The 22,047-nt window shown below is 29.4% G+C and carries 28 protein-coding genes and 1 pseudogene; 24 read left to right on the forward strand and 5 right to left on the reverse strand.

Annotated features, from left to right (window positions below; all coding sequences use genetic code 11):
* Positions 1–16: 16 nt before the first annotated feature.
* Together HMPREF2576_RS05150 and HMPREF2576_RS05155 are read right to left on the reverse strand one after the other, a co-directional pair.
* Positions 17–1,189, reverse strand: coding sequence for a tyrosine-type recombinase/integrase (locus HMPREF2576_RS05150; protein ID WP_070856199.1), 1,173 nt, complete (start codon positions 1,187–1,189; stop codon positions 17–19).
* An 18-nt stretch (positions 1,190–1,207) separates the two neighbouring features.
* Positions 1,208–1,882: a helix-turn-helix domain-containing protein gene (locus HMPREF2576_RS05155; protein WP_070856201.1), complete on the reverse strand. Its 675-nt coding sequence runs from the start codon at positions 1,880–1,882 to the stop codon at positions 1,208–1,210.
* Between the two features lie 148 nt (positions 1,883–2,030).
* Between HMPREF2576_RS05155 and HMPREF2576_RS05160 the strand changes: the two genes are divergently transcribed.
* From HMPREF2576_RS05160 to HMPREF2576_RS05240, 18 genes and pseudogenes are all read left to right on the forward strand, one after another.
* On the forward strand, positions 2,031–2,246 hold the full coding sequence (locus HMPREF2576_RS05160; protein ID WP_070856203.1) for a helix-turn-helix domain-containing protein: 216 nt from the start codon (positions 2,031–2,033) through the stop codon (positions 2,244–2,246).
* A gap of 3 nt (positions 2,247–2,249) precedes the next feature.
* Positions 2,250–2,570 (forward strand): helix-turn-helix domain-containing protein, encoded by a 321-nt coding sequence (locus tag HMPREF2576_RS05165; RefSeq protein ID WP_070856205.1) that lies wholly within the window; start codon positions 2,250–2,252, stop codon positions 2,568–2,570.
* A 140-nt stretch (positions 2,571–2,710) separates the two neighbouring features.
* Positions 2,711–3,124: a hypothetical protein gene (locus tag HMPREF2576_RS05170; RefSeq protein ID WP_037551227.1), complete on the forward strand. Its 414-nt coding sequence runs from the start codon at positions 2,711–2,713 to the stop codon at positions 3,122–3,124.
* Complete coding sequence (locus HMPREF2576_RS05175) at positions 3,125–3,475, forward strand: hypothetical protein (protein WP_037551226.1); 351 nt, start codon at positions 3,125–3,127, stop codon at positions 3,473–3,475.
* A complete protein-coding gene (tscT, locus tag HMPREF2576_RS05180; RefSeq protein ID WP_037551224.1) occupies positions 3,475–3,771 on the forward strand; it encodes a type II toxin-antitoxin system toxin TscT in 297 nt (98 codons plus the stop codon). The genes HMPREF2576_RS05175 and tscT overlap by 1 nt, the downstream gene beginning before the upstream one ends.
* Positions 3,772–3,830: 59 nt before the next feature.
* Positions 3,831–5,447 carry a hypothetical protein gene (locus tag HMPREF2576_RS05185; RefSeq protein ID WP_037551223.1) on the forward strand — a complete coding sequence of 539 codons (1,617 nt, stop codon included), beginning with the start codon at positions 3,831–3,833 and terminating at the stop codon, positions 5,445–5,447.
* Between the two features lie 182 nt (positions 5,448–5,629).
* Positions 5,630–6,433 (forward strand): bifunctional DNA primase/polymerase, encoded by an 804-nt coding sequence (locus tag HMPREF2576_RS05190; RefSeq protein WP_037551222.1) that lies wholly within the window; start codon positions 5,630–5,632, stop codon positions 6,431–6,433.
* Positions 6,420–6,695 carry a pathogenicity island protein gene (locus HMPREF2576_RS05195; protein WP_070856207.1) on the forward strand — a complete coding sequence of 92 codons (276 nt, stop codon included), beginning with the start codon at positions 6,420–6,422 and terminating at the stop codon, positions 6,693–6,695. The genes HMPREF2576_RS05190 and HMPREF2576_RS05195 overlap by 14 nt, the downstream gene beginning before the upstream one ends.
* 521 nt (positions 6,696–7,216) lie before the next feature.
* Positions 7,217–7,837, forward strand: a complete 621-nt coding sequence (locus HMPREF2576_RS05200) for a guided entry of tail-anchored proteins factor 1 (protein WP_037551220.1) — start codon at positions 7,217–7,219, stop codon at positions 7,835–7,837.
* 12 nt (positions 7,838–7,849) lie between these two features.
* Complete coding sequence (locus HMPREF2576_RS05205) at positions 7,850–8,308, forward strand: hypothetical protein (RefSeq protein WP_037551219.1); 459 nt, start codon at positions 7,850–7,852, stop codon at positions 8,306–8,308.
* 1,356 nt (positions 8,309–9,664) lie between these two features.
* Positions 9,665–10,138, forward strand: coding sequence for a phage terminase small subunit P27 family (locus HMPREF2576_RS05210; protein WP_037551217.1), 474 nt, complete (start codon positions 9,665–9,667; stop codon positions 10,136–10,138).
* A 60-nt stretch (positions 10,139–10,198) separates the two neighbouring features.
* Entirely contained in the window at positions 10,199–10,732 is a 534-nt protein-coding gene (locus HMPREF2576_RS05215) for a pathogenicity island protein (RefSeq protein ID WP_037551215.1), read from the forward strand.
* Entirely contained in the window at positions 10,729–11,046 is a 318-nt protein-coding gene (locus HMPREF2576_RS05220; protein WP_037551213.1) for a hypothetical protein, read from the forward strand. Before HMPREF2576_RS05215 ends, HMPREF2576_RS05220 begins: the two co-directional genes overlap by 4 nt.
* A 32-nt stretch (positions 11,047–11,078) precedes the next feature.
* Complete coding sequence (locus HMPREF2576_RS05225; RefSeq protein WP_229664814.1) at positions 11,079–11,369, forward strand: sigma factor-like helix-turn-helix DNA-binding protein; 291 nt, start codon at positions 11,079–11,081, stop codon at positions 11,367–11,369.
* A 37-nt stretch (positions 11,370–11,406) separates the two neighbouring features.
* Positions 11,407–11,616: pseudogene (locus HMPREF2576_RS05230) on the forward strand (terminase small subunit); the annotation flags it as partial.
* Positions 11,617–11,858: 242 nt separating this feature from the next.
* Positions 11,859–12,611 (forward strand): hypothetical protein, encoded by a 753-nt coding sequence (locus tag HMPREF2576_RS05235; RefSeq protein WP_070856209.1) that lies wholly within the window; start codon positions 11,859–11,861, stop codon positions 12,609–12,611.
* A 456-nt stretch (positions 12,612–13,067) separates the two neighbouring features.
* The gene (locus tag HMPREF2576_RS12315) at positions 13,068–13,235 is read left to right on the forward strand and encodes a hypothetical protein (protein WP_176746945.1); all 168 of its coding nucleotides are present in this window, start codon (positions 13,068–13,070) and stop codon (positions 13,233–13,235) included.
* 6 nt (positions 13,236–13,241) lie between these two features.
* Positions 13,242–13,832 carry a hypothetical protein gene (locus HMPREF2576_RS05240; RefSeq protein ID WP_070856210.1) on the forward strand — a complete coding sequence of 197 codons (591 nt, stop codon included), beginning with the start codon at positions 13,242–13,244 and terminating at the stop codon, positions 13,830–13,832.
* Between the two features lie 155 nt (positions 13,833–13,987).
* Here HMPREF2576_RS05240 and HMPREF2576_RS05245 read toward each other — a convergent pair whose 3' ends face one another.
* A complete protein-coding gene (locus HMPREF2576_RS05245; protein ID WP_070856211.1) occupies positions 13,988–14,629 on the reverse strand; it encodes a hypothetical protein in 642 nt (213 codons plus the stop codon).
* 58 nt (positions 14,630–14,687) lie between these two features.
* The gene (locus HMPREF2576_RS05250) at positions 14,688–15,089 is read right to left on the reverse strand and encodes a sporulation protein (protein ID WP_070856213.1); all 402 of its coding nucleotides are present in this window, start codon (positions 15,087–15,089) and stop codon (positions 14,688–14,690) included.
* Between the two features lie 490 nt (positions 15,090–15,579).
* On the opposite strand from HMPREF2576_RS05250, the gene HMPREF2576_RS05255 reads away from it, so the two are divergent.
* Together HMPREF2576_RS05255 and HMPREF2576_RS05260 are read left to right on the forward strand one after the other, a co-directional pair.
* The gene (locus HMPREF2576_RS05255; RefSeq protein ID WP_070856215.1) at positions 15,580–15,789 is read left to right on the forward strand and encodes a hypothetical protein; all 210 of its coding nucleotides are present in this window, start codon (positions 15,580–15,582) and stop codon (positions 15,787–15,789) included.
* A gap of 554 nt (positions 15,790–16,343) precedes the next feature.
* Positions 16,344–17,417 (forward strand): cell wall surface anchor protein, encoded by a 1,074-nt coding sequence (locus HMPREF2576_RS05260; RefSeq protein ID WP_011082752.1) that lies wholly within the window; start codon positions 16,344–16,346, stop codon positions 17,415–17,417.
* Positions 17,418–17,846: 429 nt separating this feature from the next.
* On the opposite strand, the gene HMPREF2576_RS05265 is transcribed toward HMPREF2576_RS05260, so the two are convergent.
* Positions 17,847–19,133 carry an aminotransferase class I/II-fold pyridoxal phosphate-dependent enzyme gene (locus HMPREF2576_RS05265; protein WP_002494631.1) on the reverse strand — a complete coding sequence of 429 codons (1,287 nt, stop codon included), beginning with the start codon at positions 19,131–19,133 and terminating at the stop codon, positions 17,847–17,849.
* A 475-nt stretch (positions 19,134–19,608) separates the two neighbouring features.
* Between HMPREF2576_RS05265 and HMPREF2576_RS05270 the strand changes: the two genes are divergently transcribed.
* From HMPREF2576_RS05270 to pmtB, 4 genes are all read left to right on the forward strand, one after another.
* A complete protein-coding gene (locus HMPREF2576_RS05270) occupies positions 19,609–19,779 on the forward strand; it encodes an SE1626 family protein (protein WP_001832481.1) in 171 nt (56 codons plus the stop codon).
* A gap of 316 nt (positions 19,780–20,095) precedes the next feature.
* Positions 20,096–20,473, forward strand: coding sequence for a PSM export ABC transporter transcriptional regulator PmtR (locus HMPREF2576_RS05275; RefSeq protein WP_001830364.1), 378 nt, complete (start codon positions 20,096–20,098; stop codon positions 20,471–20,473).
* Complete coding sequence (gene pmtA / locus HMPREF2576_RS05280; protein WP_001830432.1) at positions 20,473–21,387, forward strand: phenol-soluble modulin export ABC transporter ATP-binding protein PmtA; 915 nt, start codon at positions 20,473–20,475, stop codon at positions 21,385–21,387. Before HMPREF2576_RS05275 ends, pmtA begins: the two co-directional genes overlap by 1 nt.
* Entirely contained in the window at positions 21,368–22,027 is a 660-nt protein-coding gene (pmtB, locus tag HMPREF2576_RS05285; protein ID WP_002494112.1) for a phenol-soluble modulin export ABC transporter permease subunit PmtB, read from the forward strand. The genes pmtA and pmtB overlap by 20 nt, the downstream gene beginning before the upstream one ends.
* The last annotated feature ends 20 nt before the right edge of the window (positions 22,028–22,047 follow it).

Consider the following 22,047-nt stretch of genomic DNA (forward strand, 5'->3'; position numbering starts at 1 on the left):
TAATGACATAAAAATTCTAAAATAATTCTTTACTGACGTTTTCCATGAGTTGGCTGAACTTTTGGGAAGCGTCTTTTTTATATGAATTTGTAATTTTGGCGTAGATGTTCATTGTGGTATTAATATCTTTGTGGCGTAAACGTTCTTGTATTTCTTTAATATGTACACCAGCTTCAATAAGTAATGCGCAATGTGTATGTCTAAACGAGTGCGTCGAGATATTTTTATTGATATTCGTTTGTTTCATGATTGAGTGTATCCATTGTGAGATTTTCTTAATCACAAGGGGATAACCGTTATTATCAGTAAAGACAAAATCATTATCGACATATAACTCATTTTTCCATTTATCTTGAACATTTACTTTATAATCTTTGAGTAATTGAATGACATTAGCATCAACAGAAATTTTACCGATAGAACTTTCAGTTTTAGGCGTTAGTATTTGATACTTTTTCTTATTATTATTGGGATTGTAATACGTTTTAGTAATACTGATCGTATTGTTATCAAAATCTATATCAGACCACTTCAACGCTATTAATTCACCGGCACGCATACCCGTGTAAGCTAATGTGGTAAATACCTCAAAGCTATTGAGTGGTGCATGTTGATATTTAGCTACTTGTAAGAATTCAAATAACTCATCTTTTTCGAGAAACTTCTGTCGTAATTCATTGCCCTCTAATTTCTCAACGGTCATTTTCTTTTTAGGTCGCTTAATACCCTCAGTAGGAAGTGTTTTAATCAACTTCATATCATAAGCATATTTAAATATCATATTAGTAGAAGCGACAATACTATCAACATAATTCTTACTAAATTGTGCCGTCATATCGTCCACAAATGTTTGATAATCATGTTTCTTAATACTTTGTATAGGATAAGTGCCGAAACGTTCTAAAGCGTGATATATGGCTTTCTCACGCACTCTTACAGTGCTTATTTTAACTTCATTACTGTATTGTTTAAGCCAATCATCAGCAACTTGTGTGAATGTAGATGTAGACGGTGCTATATAATCGCCATTTCTTAATTGGCGTTCAATCATTTCAGCTTGATGTTTAGCGTCTGATTTACGTTTAAATCCCGTTTTGGATATGTATTCATATTTGCCCGTTTGCGGATTTTTACCTAGAGATATACGATAACGCCAATTTTTATTTGAAATTTGATCATAACTTGCCATTTAATCACCTTTACGAAATTATAATATATCTTCATCATTAAATATCTCACGCATAAAATCCTCAAAGTCATCATTTGGATTAATATATTGTAGATACTCAAAAATCTTTTCTTTTTGCATTTTTCTATTATTATTATATTCATCTAATATTTCAGGATTAGAAATACTAGTTAAAAGTTCAGGATTAGTTTTTATTAAATCAATTATTCTTAAATTAATATCTTTATATATAGAATTTAAAATATTATATGGAATTTCAATAGTGGCAATTTTTTCACCTAATATAGAAGTTTTAATATCATAAAAAACTTTAAAGTCACTTTCAAAGAGATAATTTAATTTATAATATGGCTTTTCTACAATCTTATCTTTCTTTACGTTTCTTATATCATAATTATTGATTTCTAATCTGCCACTAGCTTTTAATTCGTTATAATATGGATTGTTTTTATCAATATTGTCAAACGTTCCTGATAACATTCTAAATTCATTCAAATAGTCATTGCTATCATTATAATCAAGAATAGAAGCTAATTTTTGTAATAATTCATCATTTGGTTTTACTTTGTTATTTTCTACTCTTGAGAGAAAAGCATGTGTTACACCTACTTTATCCCCTAGCTCTTCCAAGGTCATTGGATATTCTTTTCTTAGTTCTCTAATTCTACTTCCTAACGTACCTTCTTGATTCATTTTTATCACCTCAAAACAAAGAATAACATAAATGTAACAAAAATAGATAACATTTCTAAAAAAGGTCTTGAAATGTTACTTTATTAAGTATAATATAAGAGTGTAACAAAATAATGTTACCTAATTAAGTTACAAAAGAGGTGATAATATGATTCAAGTAAATGTTTATGAATTAAGAGGGGAGATTGCTAAAAATGGTTATAGTTTGCGAGGATTTGCTAAAAAGTCTGAAATCTCGGTTTCTTATCTTAGTGCGATAGTCAATAAAAAAGCTAATCCTTCGCCAAAAATGGCATCTCATATATCTAAAGAATTAAATGTACCTATGGAAAATTTATTTACTTACATTCAAAAGGAGGCTTAATAAATGTTCAACATTAATATTGATGAAGATGAAGCACGTGAATTATTAGAACAAGCAATTAATCAACGTGTCGATGAATTAGCAAAAGAGAAGTATTTCATGACCTATAAAGAATTATCTGAATATCTGAACTTAAGTAAGCCAACGATTGAAGAATTACTTATAAATAACGGTATGAAATATTTCATGGTAGGTAGCACATACCGTTTTAAAAAGTCTGATGTAGATGAATTTATGGAACAACTTACATCTCACATGGATATTCAGAATAATGATTTTAAGCAAGTGAATATTAAAAAATTACTGGAGGCACAAAATGTATAAATTCCTATTCTATTTACTTTTAACGGTGGTAATAACTTGTTTAGCGATATACGTTGTCCCGTTTCACATAGTTCTAGCAATATATTTATTCGGTGTAATGTTTACGTTATTAATTAGTAGCGATTTGGAGGAGTTAGAAAATGAAAATTAAAGAAAAATATCAATTATCAAAAGTAGTAAAAGTATTAGAGAAAGTGATTTCCGAAGATAGTCAAAATGGAGAACTATTCATACCAAAACAAATATTTCATTCAAGAACAAATTACCGAAAAACTGATACTGATTACTATGAATATATGCTTAAACTTATCCATAAAGAATTGTTTAACATTCTTGCTGAATTAGATTTTGAAGATGAGGCGTTTTCAATTCTTGACGAAGTAACAATGACGTTAGGTGATGTCATGAAAGAAGATAAAGAAGTTTATCATTACAGCTTAATTGATAATAAAGGCGAAACAAAATACACGACAGATAGAAAAGGCCATGTGTTCGGCATTTTAGAATGGACGCTTGATTATATCGTAGGAAATATTGAAGTGGAGGAAATATAAATGATAACAGAAATTTTAAAAGCATATGACGATATGGCAATACCAGCTATGAATGTATCTCAGTTAAGAGGTGAAACAGATAGACTTTCAGAGTTGATAGGATATTTAATTGAAAAGGCCAAAGCGTACAGAGAAGAAAAAGATATTAAAGGTGCTGAAGCTATTGAGCAAATTGTATTAGACGATCTCCAATTTGAATTTAAAAGTATATATGGTCAATTTGAAGAAGAATTTAAGAATTGGGAACGGAAATATAAGAGGTTTGAAAATGTATGTAAATATTACGGTGTTCCAGTACCAACGTTAAAAGATAATAAAGTAATTCAGTTTAGAAAAGGAGTTAAGCAATAATGAATTGGGAAACTAAAAATTTTATTGAAGATGTAGACATTATTAAAAGAAAAATTGACGATGCATTAACTACATTCGGCTGGTTTGATGATGAGTATTTTAAGCATGATGGTGGTCATATGTTAACCAAAGATGAAATATTGAACCACGGATACAAGTATCACGAGCATCGACCTTACATTACACAACACATTGATTTATTAAGCATATATCTAAAGGAACTAGACACAGTATTAGAAGATATGAAAAAAGCGTCATCTGATGTAAGTTTGGCGACAAAATCAGATAACGCATAGATGATAAGTATTTAATTAAATACTCATAAAAATAATAACACATATGAAAGGTTGATTATATGGACGAAGTTACTTTATACAAAAAACATTTTGAGTTTCACTCAAATTTAGATTATATCAATACAACGAACTTATCAAGAATTAAGGAGATAAGCAAGCGAATTCATTTCGCTTCTATCTCATCTGATAAACAAGTGTTTGATAATAAAGGAAATTTGTATCACCGTGAAAAAGATAACATCGCAGGTGATTACATTAATAATCTTACTTTAAATTATACCATAATTCCAAAGAAATTAGGGCTTATTTACGGAAAAATTAATGTCAAAACTGTTGAAGAAGATAATGGAGAAGAAAAGAAAAAAGCAACTTTTCACGCTGATCACTTTACAAACTATGCACGATTTATTGCAGATTTAATGGCGGATAAGGTTATTTATTCTAATGAACTGGATGCATTCCTTTTTGTGAAAAACAACTATTACGAGTTCATAGACGATACCTATTTTGCATTAAAATACCCAGTGGATAATAAACATCAAATTGATGACTTTCTAGAAGTTATGACAGAACTGTATCGTGACTATATCGAAGTCAATCACGGTTACAATATCTTGCCACATGCTTTTGCTGGAAATGATTTTGTTTATGATGTTAAGCATTTGAAAATGACAAAACGTCCTTTAAAACAAAATGAATTATTTGCATTGAAATATGATGTGAACCATAAAGATATAGATTTAGATACACCTAGAAAGTTTTATGACCTTGTTACCGAAAATGATAAGAGTAAGAACAATTTAAAATTGGTACATGCTTATGCCATGTATCGCAAAATGCAACTTATCCAAGCTGAAAAATGGTTTCTTATGAAAGATTTCGGACGCTCGGGTAAAGGTTTATTCATGACTACATTTGAAACGCTATTCCAATTAAATAAAGTGAATTTTGATAGTCTCGTTTCTGGTGGATTTGAAGCATCTAACGAATGGATGAATTTTTACGGTGCAGATATAGCACATGCGAATGAAACAGGTGAAATTACTAAAGCTATGATGCGCATATTAAGAAAAATTGCGACAGGTGAAATTATATCTGGTCGTGGTATCGGTAGAAATGCTTTTACATTTAAAAATAGAGCGCTATTAGTCCTTGATACAAACGAAAATGTAGATACAGGTGAAATTACAGCTAACACAACACGTACAATCAAAATATCACTTAAAGATAGACCGATTAATGAAACAGACGAAGAACGTTATCAGATATTTAAGCCATATTGGGATTTTGTGAAGCCGAATGATAAAAATTCAGAAATAGCAGGCGTGTCATTTTTAATAGCTAGCTTAAATTATCTCAAAGAAATAGGTCATGAATTCAAGTTTGATGATGTTACATTGAAAAATTACTTTAGTGAAGATGAATTAACTGAAACACAAGTTACTATGCTTAAAATGTTATCAGAGCAAGGCTTTGTTTTTGCAGGTGATGAAATACTACAAAAGTTAATTGAACAAGATTATAAAAGTTTACGATACAAGCAAGCTAAAGAGGATATGAAGAGAATCGGTGTAAGCATTAATAACCAAAAAAAGATAGACGGCGTAAATGCTAGAGTGCATAACGTTGGTAATCCAGAACTATTTAATATGGCATTAGAACTTTTAAATGAGTAATAAGGGCTACCGTAACTCTATAGTAACTCTTATAGTAACTCTTAAATTGTTGTAATAACGGTCGGTAACTCTTGTAACTCTAATTTCTATAGCGTTTTTATTGAATGTAAAATGATTTAGCTACTATAGAAAAAATAAGCGTTACAAGGGTTACTACCACTCTTGTTAAAAGGAGGAATTCAATGACAGGCTACCATGTTGCTAAAAATTTATTAAAAAAGAATATCCAAGTCATACCACTTAATGAATATAAAACGCCTACAATTTCATTTGCAGATGTAACAATAACAGATGATTTTATTGAGCAACACAGAAATTCATATCATCAAGCGCATGTATTGGGCGTCTTAACTCGTGGTGTGTGGTGTATCGATATTGATATAGACCATAAAAAAGGTAAGGACGGTTTCAAAAGTTTAAAGGATATACCCTATTATGAAGAAATTGTATCTAACGCTCAAAATACGTTGGTACAGACAACGGCAAGTGGTGGCAAACATGTTATTTTCCACAAACGTGAGGGGATAAATTACGGTCAAAAAATCGGATATTTGCCGTCTATTGATATAAAAGCTCATGATAATAATTATTTTGTTCTTGCTGGCAGTCAGACATATAAAGGCAAGTATACACATAATGGCGTCAATGTTACTGAATATCAAGGTAAATTTGAACAACGTATATTTTCAAAAGCTGGTAACTATGTACAACAAACACTAGAGCCGTATTCTATAAAAAATAGATTGCCCAATCAAAATTTCGATCACGTAAGAGGTGGCAAAGGTGGAGAGGGCAAACGTGCATATCAACGCATTATAAATGGTCAAAGTGACTTCAGAAATGATGATTTATATAAAGCAGTAAGCTATGCCGTTCAATGTAACGTGGATATAGAGCCGTTACGTATATTGATTGGTGATAATAAAAATGGTGATGTTTTCACTGAAAGAAGTTGGGAGGCGACCGTGAGAAGTGCAAGCCGTTGAATATGATTTTAATTTAGATGAACAAGCTAAACGCATAGGCTTAATTGTAGGAGTATCTGAAGAAATTTATTTCTGTTCAATTAGTCGAACATCACAAGTTTTTATGGAATTAATAAATGATGAATGGGTAGCGTGGCGGGAGACATTTATACCGAATACGAATAAAAGAAAAAGTTATAAAACGTTAGCAGTCGGTGAATTTGACCTTGTCCTTGCTAGGGTAAAAAGTTATTTGGGTTATTTAAGAAAACAAAATAAATAAAGGAGTAATTCGGCTGAACTAAAGCCATTAAAACAACATAAAAATACCGTTATGGTCCAAGGACCACAACGGAAATTAAATATAAAGCTTAAGGACCATGGGCCTGAAGCTAAAAAGGCTAAAGATAGAATGGCTGTAAAAAACAAGGTATGGTCCGTGGACCAGAGGTAAAAAAACTCTAAAACTGTCGAAGTGGACCGTGGGCCACATCGAGAAAAACGGAAAAACCAGAGACATCATTGGAAAAGCTTCGGGCTTTGGTAGTGGCATAACATACAAAAATAACAGTTTTGATTCAGCTGAACCAAAACAGTTAAACCACCACAATTGGCTTAACAGAGCCTTTTGTGGTATAATTTAAGTAAATAATTAGTACCAGGTAACAATTTTTATAGTGTACAATGTAAGGGCAATGAAGGTTTGGGAGTATAACACAAATTCAAACAATGAGTTTTGGATACACTACCATGATGTGATAAGAAGTATTAATATTAAAAAATGAAAAAAAGAGGTTACGAAGTATGAGTAAAACAGTAAAAGAAAATTCAATCAGTATCTTTGATAAACAAATTTATGGTAAAAGGTTACGTGCTAAAGAAGTTCAAAAACAATATGATCAGCTAGTAGATCGTATTAAAAAAATCAATGCTAAGATTATACACTATCAACATCAAGATGAATTTGCCGAAGCTACAAAATTAAAGCGTCAACAAGCTGATTTAGAACAAGAGTTATTGAAATTAGATGAACAACTTAAAACATCGGATTACAGTATCACAGATGATGAATTTACATCATTCTACGATGCATATGATAGTGAAATGAAAGATATTATAAAAACACACGAACAATATCGAAAAGAGATGAAAGATAAACTTCAAGAAGTTGCAGCCACTTATCGCAAAATGATTGAGAATAAGAATGAAGGTGGCAGGCGTATATCACGATTACGCTATGTTAAACAAGAGCAGAAGCACCCTAGTAACATTCACAATCAATACAAAGGGCAAATGCTTGCTGATGAAGTTAAAATTGGGGGCAATACAACGCCTAGAGATTACTCATGGTTGCTTGAAGATATGTTAAAAGAAGAATCATTAGAGGACTTCCAAAAATATTACTTCAATAAAAAGAAGTGGTAAGGAGGTAATGCGATGATCACAGCCATTAGATATAAAGGGAATAGAGCAAAGGTAACTGAAAATGGTGAAGATTTAATGATATTAGCTAGTTCAAGTAGAGTGCCTATAGAACTGGCTGATGTAGATAATAAATTAAATATAGTGAGTGACTTTGAAGAAGGAGAAATTGAACCGAAAGCAGTTAAAAAGATTAAGTTTAATAAAAACAGTTGTGTCATGATGAATGGCAATTTGAACTTTATTATTGCTTCAAGTCAGAGAAATAATAGAGAGTTTATAGTTAAGAAAAACCATACACTCATTCATGCTTGGAAGAGTGGGGATCATGCAAAAGATAAAGCATTTGAACAAATCAAAAATAATAAAGTAGATAGTGTTGACGTGTATGTAAAAAATGCAGAAGGTAAAGACAATAGAGTGAGTCACATAGGTGAAATTTTAGCTGTTTCTATCAATTTAAATAGCGCTTAAAATACCATGGTTGAGCCTTTTATGTTATAATAAAGATATTAAGGATTATAAATATCTTTAATAACGAGCGCTCTTTATTAAAGTCTAAAATAGCCATGCGTTCCTCCTTCATTTGTTCAATTGAATTTCTATGTCTAAGGCATGTTTACAAGGTCATCACTTTAATATATGTGGTGGCCTTTCTTTTATAAGTTGCCTCACATAAGTGAGCCAATAGTTTACTTAGTAAGAGGGACAGGTAAACGAAAAAACATTATGGTGTGATTAATATGTAGCAGATTATATTAGCCGCATAGTATAGATAAATTAACAGTATAAGTAAACAGAGGTTATATACGAGTACCCTCACATAAGTTACAGGGCTATGATTATGTGACCGTATAAAAGTGTACGCTGCAAGTATAAAGGCTATATGTATTATTCCAATAGTGTTTAGGCAATACACTAAAATATATATGAGCAAGCCAATATGTGTTAGAGATATTAATTATATTGAAGTAGAAGAAACAATTATGTTTATATCAAACATCAAAAATGTTTAGAAGAAATGAAGTAGAATAAAACAATTATCTTTTATGTTAGAAGATAAAAGAATTAAGAAGATAATTCGTTAATTGAACAAAACAAAGTTGAGCTTTAGTTAAAGATATTAGAATGATAAAGAGAATGAAAATTATAAAAGTAAATGAGAAGTCAGAAAGTATTTTGAATTTCAGAAAGTGAAATAGAATTTTGAAATGAGAAATGAAAATAAAAAATAATTTAAAATTGTTTTGTGATTTCGATTTGTATTTTGATTTGAAATAAAGAAAAGTTATTTAGATCAAGAAAGAAGAAATTATAAATAAAAAAGAATGAAGAATGATGATAGAAATGTTGAGAGAACAAACGTAACATAGAACAGTTTAAGATGCTGTTTCAGGCTTGTTATAAGGAAGATAATAGTAAGTAGGATTAAAATAGTATAGGAACTGATTAAAAGCTAATGACAGGCTTATATGAAGCAATTAGAGAACATGGTAATTAGTGAAGATAAATGTATATCGATATAGATGGATAATGCTGAGAGACTGGAGAAACAGGTTAGATACAAATAATTTAGAGGTAGTTTATTTTAGCTACCATAACAAAATTCACGGTAGATAAGATTTTTGAAGTTTTATTTTCTAAAAAACGAAATTACTTTTTTAAAGAAATACTTTTTAAATTTTTTGCGGGGCTTCGATTACCCCCACACTTTATTTTTTGACGAAAAAACGAGCCGCACTTAACTTTGACCGAATGTTGAAAATGAAAGTGAAATATGTGGGGTAAAATCCATTAATATCAAACAATTTGAGCTAAAGGAGGGGTAAAATGGCTAATAGAAAATTGTTATCACAACAAAAATCACGACTCACTAGAGAAGTACAAGAAAATAAGAAAGCAACGGAAGAAGCAATGAAACAGCTTACTCCTTTAAACGCAGAACCTCCAACGTGGTTAGATGATAGAGCAAAACAAGAATGGTTTAGAATATATCCATTACTAAAAGAATTACCAATTGCCAGTTTAGATTTAGCGTTAGTGTCCGCATATTGCCAAGCCTATTCGGATTATATTCAAGCCACTGAACGTATGAAACAAGAAGGCGCAGTAATTGTTACTGAAAGAGGTACTAAATTAAATCAAAACCATGCTATTAAACGCGATGCACTGGCACAATTAAATAGTATTTCATCTAAGTTAGGTTTAACAGTAGAATCCAGACTAAAGATATTAGATCCTAAGAATGAAACGCCTAAGAAACAATCTGTATATGACCAATTCGGAATTTCAGATAACGACTAAACAAAAGTATAAAGTCAATCAGGAAATAAAATAGATAAAGTTTAAGGGAGTGCAGAACTGTTGCTGAAGAAAAATAATAATACTTTCAGTTACGAAAGAGAAGAAAGAATTTCAGAATATGAGTTGTTGGTTAAATACAATCCTCAATTTATAAACAGAAAATGCCAAGCACTCGAAGAACAAATAAATGTCATGTATCATCTGAACATCTCACATATGACTTGTGATGAAGCAACAGGTGTAGTTTTTACCAGTTATCCATTAGAGAAGTTAGTTATATGGATCGTTGAGAAAAAAGAAAAGTTGGAACGTTATAAAAATCAATCATTAGAACGCATGAATTTACTTAAAAGTATTGTCAGCACCTATCCATATCATGAGCAACAAGAGATAATGCACTACATGCGTACAAATGGCGTTTATAAGCCTTATAAGAGTATTGAGAAGTTATGTGAAGATTTATATAAAGATACGCATAAAGCTCGTCTAATGCGTCAGAGAGACCATTTGAAAGAACAAAGAAAATATTTCGATGAAGAAGTAGAGAAAGTAAGAACTACATTACAAACTCAAAGAGAGGAGCTAGTTATATGAAAGCCTTAAAGAGTTTCGACTATAAAATACTGAGTGGATATATGGAAAACTATCAAACATTAGTTGATGAGTACAAAACACAAGCTAGTCAAACGACTGAACAGAGATATAATAGAGTTAAAAGTATCGTAAAAGGGATTACCGAAGTATATAACAATGCGACACTACAAGAGCAGCAATTAATTAAGATGTTATGGTGGGATAAGCAACCTTATGACATTATCGCAGATGTTTTAGGGATAACAGAGTACACAATTAAACATGCTAGAGAAGTAATATTACGCCGTGTTGCTGAAAGAAGTACATATCTATGATATATGATAAGAAAAGCGTTAGAGCCTTCATAATGAACTATGAACCACCTAAAGAAGAACCGCCCATGTATGAAGAGAATATAAATAATTTCTTTTCATTAGATCAATCTACAACATCGATAGAAACGAGCGATAATTTTGAAGAACATATATTTTTCAATGAATTATCATCAGTAATTGAAAGCATTGGTACAGATAAAGAGTTCGTTGTTTTCGATTTACTCGCTCATGGTTGGTCGTATGAGAAGATAGGCGAAATGCTCATGGTAACAAGTGGACGTGTTCGACAGATATTTAGCCGATTACTAGATAAGCTACCTTAAGAGGTGGCTTTTTCTATGTATTTAAATAAAATTAGTTAGTGACCGATTACGTGCTAGAGATATGCTAGGTAAGTATCATAAGTTATTTACCGACAAAAAAGAACTTGCATATGAAACGCCTGTTATTGTTAATATTGGTGATTGGCCAGATGATGAAGAAGAAGAAAAACAAAAGGCAATAGATGAATTACACGAGCAGCATCCTAATAGAACAATGATTATTAATGATATTCCAGATGAGGACTGATAACCATGTGTTCTAAAGTAGAAAAGATTAATGTAAATGATATGTTTAATAGGGCTATGAGCATTAGAGAGAATACTGTTATTACTTATACTGATCTAATAACACATAGAGAAGTATGAATATGGAAAGAACTTTATGCAAAATAGAGAGGATGAGATACCCTTATATTGTTCGTATAAAAGTTAGATATTTTTTAATTTTTATTGTAATATAAAACTAAAATAATATGAAGAGGTAAAAAAATGAATTTTAAAACAAATTTGAAAGGATTATTTAGTATAGAAAAGAAATTTAATGTAAATTTACTGCCATCTCAACTTAGGTTAGAAGATAAAGTAAACCTTCTTTGGACGACAGTAATGAGAATTGCAAGTTGGCTTTTGTATATATTATTAATCGGTTGTATGGTTGAAACGAACATTAATAAGATTATTATATACACAGGATGTATTTTGGTAGTAGTATTATTAATATTAGATATAAGTTCAATTCTTCTTATTTCTGACGATATGAGAAAGAAAAATTATAAATATTTATTTATTGAAAGAGATAAAGAGTATCATCTTTTAGATAAATATTTTTATGATATTTCAGATAAGCAAGTTTTGCAATATACTTTGAATGAAAAAGATATAGAAATTAAAAATGGAGAAAAAATAGTTGGAAAAAAGATTGTTACAGAAAAAATTGATAATAATGAATCCAATGAATTTATCCAAACAGATAGTGAGAGCACATATCGTAGTAAATACATTTCTATCTATCCTATCGTGCAAAATATTATATTGATATCAGGTATATTTTTAATAACTTTTCAGCCAAAAAATTTGTGGGCTAGTTTAGTGCTCGCAATATATATTATCTTTAACTTAATATTTACAACAATATTATCACTTAATGTGAATAAAAATATAGAAAATAAAAATATAAACGAAATTAAAGATAAATTAAAAGAAGAGCGTATATTTGAAACAAAGGACAAAGGTATTGAATAGTTATTACACAGACAAGTTAAATATTTCATCTTAACGTCACTTTTAAAGTGGCGTTATTTTATTTGGAATACATGTACAAAATTAAAAAGTTGCTGTTATTACTTATATTAATCTAATGACAGATAAGGAAATAGAGACCTGGAACTCACTAAATGCAGCAGAGCGAGTAGGTATTATACTATCCTTTAATTTAATGCTAGTGAAAAATAGTGTAGATAGAAGAATAGTGCCATCTGTGAAGTTAAATGATGATAGGATATTTATTTATCTGAATAGATAATTCACATAGCTAGTTTACGAATAAAATTGAAGTAAATATAGTGGTATCTATATTTATGGATGGTGTAAGAAGAGCTAAGAAATGAATGGCGTATAAGGAAGATAAAATTTGTAGACTGTAAAATTATTAAATAACATGATATACTAATTTCATTAAATTAAAAAGGGAGTGGTTATATGGCTATCAAAACACCTAGTAGTGAAACATTGAAATTGAAAAATTTGTCAAATGATTCAATAAAAACATTAAATAAACAAATAGAAAAAAGTGAATTGTATAATGTAGCTAAAAGTCCCGATAAAGTAACAAGTAGAAGAATAACTAAATTCAAAAATTTTGTATAATACATTATGAGTATTGAATTAGTTGAAATTACTGAAGTATCAAATGAATTAATAACTAAATTTGAATCTCCTTTATTTACTAAAGCAGAAGATCATTTAAAAGAAGATGCACTAATATTACATGAAAAAAACAGTATGAAAACATTTATATTACTATCGGGCACAATAGAAGAAAATAATATTGATATAATTGGTTTTTTTACTTATTCTTTTAATATTGCAGGAATGGAAAAAAGTGCAAAAGAAAAACTAAATATACCACGAATGCCAGACTATTTAATTTTATATCTAAATTATTTTTCTTTAAATGACAAATATAGAAAAAAGACATTAATAGGAGAAGTTAAATATAGTACTATTTTAATGATGGAATTCTTGAAAATTGCTCGAGAAATGTATAATTATGTTCCAAGTACTTTAATTGGACTACATGCAATCCCTAGAACAGAATTTTTATATGAAAAATTTGAATTTGTTAAAATTAGAGAAGAAAAGTTAACAACATATTATTGTTTAGCATATAAATATATAAATGTTTTGATAAGTGAAAAAAGTAGTAACCCTACTATTTTAGAATATTTAGAAAGTCTTGAATAGTAATCGCACAAGATTATTTTTTTAAGATAATATTTATTATTATAACTATATATAAATTATAATAAACAAACGTCGCTCATTGAGTGGCGTTTTTTGACAATTAGAAAGTAAAAAAATAATAAGGGTAGGTGGACTACCCTAAATCTTTATTATTGTTATTGATTATCCATTTCATTATTCATTACATCAGATACGCGATCATTAAATTCATATTGTGAAATTTGACCACTATCTTTTTGTTCTGCTAAATCGTTCACTTGTTCTTGTCCAGATTCAGACATCCAATCTGTTTGAAAATCTGTGGCAGGTAACGAATTTAAATCAACATGATTATTTTGTGAGTTTTGACTATTTTCTTTCATACCTTCATCATATCTTTGTTGTTCTTCAGGCGTTAATTGACCGTCAGTAGAAACGGGATTATTTGCTAAATATTCATCACTATATTGACTTTGATTATTACTAGATTGCTGAGTATTTTGGCTTTGTTGAGATTGTTGTTGCTCTTGAGTTGCAGGTTGTTGAGATTGAACTTGTTCATTTGTTGCAGTTTCTTGTGTGTCTTGTTCTTCAGTAGATTTATCGTCTTGTGTAGACTTGTTATCTTCGTTTTCTTGAGATTTCTTTTCTTCTTTAGACTTTTTATCCTCTTTGGATTTATTGTCTTTTTTATCTTCTGATTTCTTTTCAGTTTTACTTTCTGATTTGGTATCAGAATCGTTATTAGATGAGTCATCATTACCACATGCGCCAAGAATTAAAGCACTGCCAAAAATTAAAGCTAAGAATTTTTTCATTATATATCTCCCCTTTGGTTTATTTTTAATAATAAGATTTTATAAAAACATGAATTTCTTATTTGAAAACAATTTTATCTTCATCATAAGCATCAACTGAATAACCTACATATGCATGTGTTTTTAATATTAAATGTTTTGGTTCACTTTTAAATTCATATTCATAAATATTAAATTTGAATTCTTCTGTTATTGTGTGGTGTTCTTTTAATTCAACATTTGTGTGTAATGTAAATGTTTGTAATTCATTTTCTAAAACAGGAAATTGACTCTTTTTATCAGGATTTTCATATCTTTCTACTAAAGTTAATGAAATTTTGTTAATAGTTTGAGCAGAATTACCACCCTCTATTCTTACAATTCCTTCCAAAGTATCATTACTATGAATACTTTTATTTTTTACTAAAGTTTCAACCTTCACAGAGTTTATTCCAATAGAAGCAAGAAGATTTTCAAACATAGAACCAAATCCTTTCTGATTAAATATTTTAATTAAACAATTACCATAACACTAATCAATTCTGTGCAACTTATAAACCCTTAATGGCTCAAATTGAATAACATATTTACCATATCGAGTATATAAATAATTTTATCATTTTATTAATTTAAAATGTATAATGTATAAAAAATATTAAGTTATTAATTATTTTAAGACGCTGAGAGAGGCTCTGTGTTGCATTGAGAATTTAAAAGACGGATAACTGTATTAAAAAAGTCACCACACATTAAGTGTAGTGACTGCATACATTCAGATTATCGATTATTTCAAGCATAGAAAAGTACATTATAAACCAAAAGAGTGATTGAAGTTGTTTCTTAAAGAATTAGAAACTAGCTCAAACCAAAAGCATAATATGTTCTTATAGATAATGATAAATATGATAACTTTTATTTATAGTTCAAACAGTGTATAATTACATATGTATATAAGGAGGTTTTATGATGAATTGTTTTATCCAATTAAAAATGATAAGTATGTTGATGTTAAAGAAGTAAAAGAAGTTAAATACTCATATCCACATTCTGGACGAGTGACAAATATTGATATAGACAACATACATGATTTAAAAATTTCTGACGGTGCAAATTATGTATTTGTTGGTAAATCAACTGTGGTAGTTAAGGGCAGCGACATCTTATTTTTACAGTTTATGTAATGACATAATTATGACATAACAGAATAGAAAAACTGAAAATAATAGGAATATTAAAATTATGAAATGTTGATTTAATAGGCTTTTATACATGTATTAAGGTTTATTTTTAGTTGTACTTAATGCCAGGTATGATGTAAATATTTTATTGATTTTAGACATCAATATAAGTATTTAATTTAAATTACTATCAAGCCTCTCAAAAGTTGAATAGACTTTTGAGAAGCTTTTTTAGGTATGGGTTAAAATATTCGTAATTAAAAAATCATCAGATAAATCACTATATAGTAAAGTTATAATGTTTAGTCAGTAAAACTCTAAGAAATCAACGATTTTAATGCAGTTATAAAAGTGTTATTTCAATGTTGAAAGTAATAAAAAGTCTTTAGTATTATTAGGGGAAATTAAATTGTGAAAAATTAAAATACATGATATATTATAAATTAAATAACGTATTGTGTATATTTTATCGATTATGCTCACACTGTAAATCAGTATCATAAGCATTTGATATCGAAGTTTAATTTAAATCAAAAAATTAGGAGGCACATACAACTATGAAAGACAACAAACCTAATAATTCGAAATTAATTCAAACATATTTAAGTAAGAAAACTTTAAGATATGGTACAGCAAGTGCATTAACATTGGCACTCTATTTATTTAACAGTAACGTAACTGTGTATGCGGATGAAAATACTGCAAACCAAAATCAAGGAACATCACCAAAAATTTCACAGACAGCACCTACAAATAATACTGAAAATACAGATGCCACAGCCATAACAACAGATCAAAATAATAATGATGAAGAAGAATACGATGCGTCATATGAACTTCCAATTCTTTATGTAACTGTCTGGCTAGATGATCAAGGAAATATTATTAAAGATGCTGTGGAAGATGCTAAAACCCCTGCTTCAGAAAGGCAACCGGTGAAAATTCCTGGGTACCAACATTATAGAACTTCTGTGAGTGACGGAATTACTAAGTTTATTTATCGTAAAATTAGCACTGCACAATCACCTATAGTTGAAAATAATCAACAAGATAATAATACAAATAAAGTTGTTGAAACAACCAATCAAAATAAAGATGAAGTGAATGGAAAAGAACAAAATCAAGCAAATACTTCAGTAACAAATACACAAATTACCAAAAACGAGAAAGACGAAGACACAAAAACACTAAAGAAAGATAAAGATGAGAAAGAATCTAAAGACACAAAAACACCAAAGAAAGACAAAGAAAAGAAAGACATAAAAACTCCGAAGAAAGATAGAGAAGAGAAAAAACCAGTAATACCAAGTAACGGTAAAGTCGAGAAAGACGAAGACACAAAAACACCAAAAAAAGACAAAGAAAAGAAAATCACAAAAACTTTGAAGAAAGATAGAGAGGAGAAAAACCCAGTAATACCAAAAAGCGGCAAAGACGAGAAAGACACAAAAATAACTAAGAAAGACAAAGAAGACGAAATTACAACAACTTCCAAGAAAGATAATAACAATGATGTACAAGATAAATTACCGGAAACAGGTAAAACAAAAGATATTCAAAATCCTGCTTTAATAATGTTACTTACTGGATTAGGTTTATTAGGATTATTTAGAAATAAAATAAGAGAATAGTTAGTCATAGAGTGTGGATGTACAATCCACACTTTTTCTATATTAAAAACTTAAAGAATAGGGTGGCGAGTGTAGTTATTTGATAAATAATCATTGTAGAAAAATCACAGATACTCAACTTCGAGATAATGGAGATAGAAATCAAAAGTCAAAAACTAATGTACTGAGTATCAATTTATTCGTTTTAGCTTTTGTACTTAAATCACACAAAAAGAAAACAATAAATTATTAAAGTGTCGACTAACGAAATTGTGAATATTCTTAAAAATTATATCCGAAGAAAATAATAATTAATATTTTTTTGTACATATAATGTCATATCAAATTAAATTAAAAGGTTTTATCACATAGTTTTCAAGAGCATAAAAATCAAGATAAGAATAGAACTAGGATTATGAATGCTCTCTATTCATAATCCCAGCCTCAAACTTATTTAATATCATCAATTGCATTAGCAATAGACTCAAAGACATAAGGAATATCTTCTTTTTCTACACAACTAAAGGCAATACGAATATCTGTGCTATTTAAAGCAATAATACCAATTGAATAGTTATTAATTAAATGTTCACGTAATTCTTCTGGATCGACTTGATTTAATTTCAATGACATAAAGTATCCTGAATTAAAGTCATAGGCTTGCCAATATTTGGCATATTTATTATCATACACTACTTGTTTAGTTACTTCGTAGCGTTCTTTTAAAATATTGATATTTTGATCGATTTCTTTATCAAATTGCTCATGATGTTTAAGTACATGTTTGATTGCACTTTGAGAAGGTAGTGGAGAACTTGAAATATTGCTACGAATTAATCCTTTTACTTTAGCTTCTAGCGCATTTTTTAACGTTTCATGATCAATTCCAAACGTCATAAAGCCAACGCGGAACCCCCAAGAGAAGAATTCTTTAGTAGCTCCATCCAAACGCACTGGTAAAAGGTTTGAAGATTTCACCTGTGTTAAAGCCGTGAAAATCGACTGTTGGTAAACTTCTTCATAAAATAACCCATAGTATGCATCATCGACAACAGTTACTACTTTAGTACCTTTATTAGCTAGTTCTTCAATTGCATTTACAATAGTATTAACTTCTTCTTTATTTGGTGTGTAACCAGTTGGGTTATTAGGATAATTTAAAATAATAATCACTTTGTCTTTTTTATATTCTTTTAATGTTTTTACAAGTTCAGATGTAGTGAAGTGACCTGAGTTATCAAAAATAGAATACGTATCGATATGAGCACCGTGACGTGTGCTAAATACAAGTTTATAATTGCCCCAGTTGTGTGTCGGTAATAAGACGGTATCATCTGTATCTACAAATAAATCAGCTACTAGAGAAAGACCGTGCGTGAGAGCATTTGTAACGATGGGACGAGAGATAGATTTAGACTTTAAGTCGGGATTTTCTTTAAGCATTTTTTTCTGCCATAAATCACGTAATTCCTCTACACCTTGAGGAGGTGCATATGGGAAAATTTCATCCGGTGTAAGGTCATTAAACATTTGGTTAAGTGAATTTGCGTACATTTTACCTTCTTTTTTGGTTGCCATACCAATAGTAGCATTATATGTTGTGCGTTTTGCTTCGGCAGATTGCGATAAAATTCCTTTTGGATAAAACATATCTTTACCTAATTGTGACATCATATCTAATACTTCTGGACTTGATTGCTTTATTTCATCATTCAATTTTTGGGCTAATGGATTCATCATTGTCTTAACCTCTTTTCAATAATGTGTTTATATATATATTATCTTGTATTGCTTTAAAGATAAAGGGTTGTACTAAAGATATAAATTAAAAATTATCTATCAAAAACAGAACATACGTTCTGTTTTTATGTTAAACTATTGATAGGTCATCATATTATATGACACTCATCTTTTTGGGAGGTGTAGTATAATGACGTGGTGGCAAGATGGAATCATTACATTAATTACCGGTGGCATACTCATTGTCTTTCGTATTTGGTTGGAAATAAAATGGAAAGGCAAATAGATGACCAAAAAACCCCAAGTCTGCTGGTACCAGACTTGGGGTTGTGTAGTATAATACGTGGATACAATTAAATTGTAACATTGTACTAAATAGACCGCAAACAATATTATATAAAGTGATGCTATTGAGTGTGGTTCATAGTTTTGTTTTAATTTGATATACTTTTATATTACTGAGGTGAAATAAATGAAACACTTGACTAAAATATTTGTTGGATTAGCTATTGTACTATTTATAGTAGGGTATTATTTACAAGCGACAGATCACGATTCACAAGGTATAAAATTATTGTTAGCAGCAATTATGTTTATGATTTGTGCTTTTATTAATAGACATAATGAGCGTAAAAAAAAATAGATACATTCATATGATAAAACTTCAAACATTATTTTAAGTTTTAAGTATATTAAATCAAACAGATGAAGTTTGTTTTGCTATTTTAACAGTAATTTTAAAAGAATTTTAGTAATTGCTTTACGAAATTTGGTGAAATATTTAATTTTAGGGTGAAATGTAGAATTCAAATGAATTCAGTTTCATCCTTTTTGTATATAGATGATATATACAGTATATTCCTGATGAAATAGAGATTTCTACTAATTTTTCGAAATCACTTTACAAAAGTGTGTATATTGTATATATTATGTATATACAGAAGAAAAGGGGGACATCAATGAAAATAATTTTGAAGAACAATAGTGAAAGTCCTATATATGAACAGATTAAGCAACAAATTAAAGAAAATGTTTTGAAAGGTTATGTTTCCCCTGGTGAACATCTTCCATCAATGCGTGAGTTAGCTAAAGATTTAAAAGTGAGTTTAATAACGACAAAACGAGCATATGAAGATTTGGAAAAAGATGGATTTGTAACAACTATTAGAGGTAAAGGAACCTTTGTAAAGGAACAAGATAATTCTATTCTAAAGGAAAAGCAATTTTTTGTTATTGAAAATTTAGCTCACTCTATGTCAAAAGAAGCCAAAACAATTGGAATGCCTTTAGAGGAATTAATAGAAATATTGACTATGATTTATGAGGAGGACGACTAATGAACGCGATAGAACTTAAAGATGTTAATTATCGATCTAACGCATTTCAATTGCAAGATGTCTCCTTCAATGTTCCTAAAGGATATGTTACAGGTTTTATAGGTGGAAATGGTGCGGGGAAAACTACAATAATACGATTAATTATGGATTTAATTCAATCTGAAAGTGGTACAATCTCTGTTTTTGAGAAAGATATAAAAATTCATCCTCGTGAAATAAAAAATAAAATTGGATTTGTGTATTCTGAGATTTATTTTAATCAAAAATGGACAGTAAAAAAATTAGAAAATATCATTGCCCCTTTTTATGATCGTTGGGATCATGAAATATTTATAAAGTATTTAAAATTTTTTCAGCTGCCATATAAAAATAAAATAAAAACTTTCTCAACCGGTATGAAAATGAAACTATCGTTAGCAATTGCATTCAGTCATCATGCAGAATTATTTATCTTAGATGAACCAACTTCAGGGTTAGACCCATTAATAAGAAATGAATTACTTGAAATTATTCAACAAGAATTGATAGATGAAAATAAAACAGTTTTCTTTTCAACACATATTATTTCTGATTTGGAAAAAATTGCAGATTATATCGTTTTTCTCAGTGAGGGTGAAATCATATTCAATGAGTCTAGGGATAAACTATCGCAAAAATACAAAATCGTTAGTGGTTCTAATGAAGACTTAGATGAAGAGTTGGACGAACTTTTGATTTACAAAGAAAGTAAGCAAACAGGCTATATTGGTTTAACAGAATATTATCAAACATTTAATGAATTGTTTGGTAGTGGTGTTGAAATAAAAGATGCATCTATAGAACAATTGATGATTTATTTAGAAAAAAGTAAACATAAACGAAATACAAATTCAAAATACAAAGTGAGATTTAACTATGAAGCAATTAATGATTAGAAACTTAAAATTACGTAGTTGGACACTAATTATTTACGCATTATTGCTTTTATTCTTTCCCATTTATCATTTGTTAAATAAAGATACACCACTATATTCAATTATCTCAGGACCAATCGGATTAATACTGACGATGATATGTTTGATAGATATAGGTCATTTATTCAGAGTTAATCGTAGATTAGGTGGTTCATCTTCATATTATTTCTTTTATAGTTTGCCTGTATCAAAGAGAGATTTGCTTAACGCTAATTACATGACATGCATTTTATTAACTTTTATAGGTGCGCTTATCATTAGTTTATATGGATACAACACAAGCACAATAAAAACAGATTCGATTTATTTTTCGACGACTTTTTCATTCATAGTAGGGAATTTCTTTTCTATACCTATAGCGTTTAGTAAGAGTACTGAACGTAAAGATCGAGATATTCCATATATAGCTTATATTGTAGGAATTATGGTGGTTCTGCCATTTACTTTATCGGTCATTTTTATCTTAATCAATTATCTTACACACAATGATAGCCATATCCCAATGATATACTCATATTTCTTAAATTATGGTCTATTAGTTGTAAGTAGCATTTTCTTAGTCATTAATTATTTGATTCAAATTAAAAAAATAAAGTATTAACATTTTTAAGGAGGTCTATG

This window comes from Staphylococcus sp. HMSC063F05 (genome assembly GCF_001837075.1).
Lineage (GTDB): Bacteria > Bacillota > Bacilli > Staphylococcales > Staphylococcaceae > Staphylococcus > Staphylococcus epidermidis.

Excerpts from the sequence above, each read along its gene's own strand:
- HMPREF2576_RS05150 (WP_070856199.1), bottom strand. The coding sequence starts at position 1,189 with ATGGCAAGTTATGATCAAATTTCAAATAAAAATTGGCGTTATCGTATA.
- HMPREF2576_RS05155 (WP_070856201.1), bottom strand. The coding sequence starts at position 1,882 with ATGAATCAAGAAGGTACGTTAGGAAGTAGAATTAGAGAACTAAGAAAA.
- HMPREF2576_RS05160 (WP_070856203.1), top strand. The coding sequence starts at position 2,031 with ATGATTCAAGTAAATGTTTATGAATTAAGAGGGGAGATTGCTAAAAAT.
- HMPREF2576_RS05165 (WP_070856205.1), top strand. The coding sequence starts at position 2,250 with ATGTTCAACATTAATATTGATGAAGATGAAGCACGTGAATTATTAGAA.
- HMPREF2576_RS05170 (WP_037551227.1), top strand. The coding sequence starts at position 2,711 with ATGAAAATTAAAGAAAAATATCAATTATCAAAAGTAGTAAAAGTATTA.
- HMPREF2576_RS05175 (WP_037551226.1), top strand. The coding sequence starts at position 3,125 with ATGATAACAGAAATTTTAAAAGCATATGACGATATGGCAATACCAGCT.
- tscT (WP_037551224.1), top strand. The coding sequence starts at position 3,475 with ATGAATTGGGAAACTAAAAATTTTATTGAAGATGTAGACATTATTAAA.
- HMPREF2576_RS05185 (WP_037551223.1), top strand. The coding sequence starts at position 3,831 with ATGGACGAAGTTACTTTATACAAAAAACATTTTGAGTTTCACTCAAAT.
- HMPREF2576_RS05190 (WP_037551222.1), top strand. The coding sequence starts at position 5,630 with ATGACAGGCTACCATGTTGCTAAAAATTTATTAAAAAAGAATATCCAA.
- HMPREF2576_RS05200 (WP_037551220.1), top strand. The coding sequence starts at position 7,217 with ATGAGTAAAACAGTAAAAGAAAATTCAATCAGTATCTTTGATAAACAA.
- HMPREF2576_RS05205 (WP_037551219.1), top strand. The coding sequence starts at position 7,850 with ATGATCACAGCCATTAGATATAAAGGGAATAGAGCAAAGGTAACTGAA.
- HMPREF2576_RS05210 (WP_037551217.1), top strand. The coding sequence starts at position 9,665 with ATGGCTAATAGAAAATTGTTATCACAACAAAAATCACGACTCACTAGA.
- HMPREF2576_RS05220 (WP_037551213.1), top strand. The coding sequence starts at position 10,729 with ATGAAAGCCTTAAAGAGTTTCGACTATAAAATACTGAGTGGATATATG.
- HMPREF2576_RS05225 (WP_229664814.1), top strand. The coding sequence starts at position 11,079 with ATGAACTATGAACCACCTAAAGAAGAACCGCCCATGTATGAAGAGAAT.
- HMPREF2576_RS05235 (WP_070856209.1), top strand. The coding sequence starts at position 11,859 with ATGAATTTTAAAACAAATTTGAAAGGATTATTTAGTATAGAAAAGAAA.
- HMPREF2576_RS12315 (WP_176746945.1), top strand. The coding sequence starts at position 13,068 with ATGGCTATCAAAACACCTAGTAGTGAAACATTGAAATTGAAAAATTTG.
- HMPREF2576_RS05240 (WP_070856210.1), top strand. The coding sequence starts at position 13,242 with ATGAGTATTGAATTAGTTGAAATTACTGAAGTATCAAATGAATTAATA.
- HMPREF2576_RS05245 (WP_070856211.1), bottom strand. The coding sequence starts at position 14,629 with ATGAAAAAATTCTTAGCTTTAATTTTTGGCAGTGCTTTAATTCTTGGC.
- HMPREF2576_RS05250 (WP_070856213.1), bottom strand. The coding sequence starts at position 15,089 with ATGTTTGAAAATCTTCTTGCTTCTATTGGAATAAACTCTGTGAAGGTT.
- HMPREF2576_RS05260 (WP_011082752.1), top strand. The coding sequence starts at position 16,344 with ATGAAAGACAACAAACCTAATAATTCGAAATTAATTCAAACATATTTA.
- HMPREF2576_RS05265 (WP_002494631.1), bottom strand. The coding sequence starts at position 19,133 with ATGAATCCATTAGCCCAAAAATTGAATGATGAAATAAAGCAATCAAGT.
- HMPREF2576_RS05270 (WP_001832481.1), top strand. The coding sequence starts at position 19,609 with ATGAAACACTTGACTAAAATATTTGTTGGATTAGCTATTGTACTATTT.
- HMPREF2576_RS05275 (WP_001830364.1), top strand. The coding sequence starts at position 20,096 with ATGAAAATAATTTTGAAGAACAATAGTGAAAGTCCTATATATGAACAG.
- pmtA (WP_001830432.1), top strand. The coding sequence starts at position 20,473 with ATGAACGCGATAGAACTTAAAGATGTTAATTATCGATCTAACGCATTT.
- pmtB (WP_002494112.1), top strand. The coding sequence starts at position 21,368 with ATGAAGCAATTAATGATTAGAAACTTAAAATTACGTAGTTGGACACTA.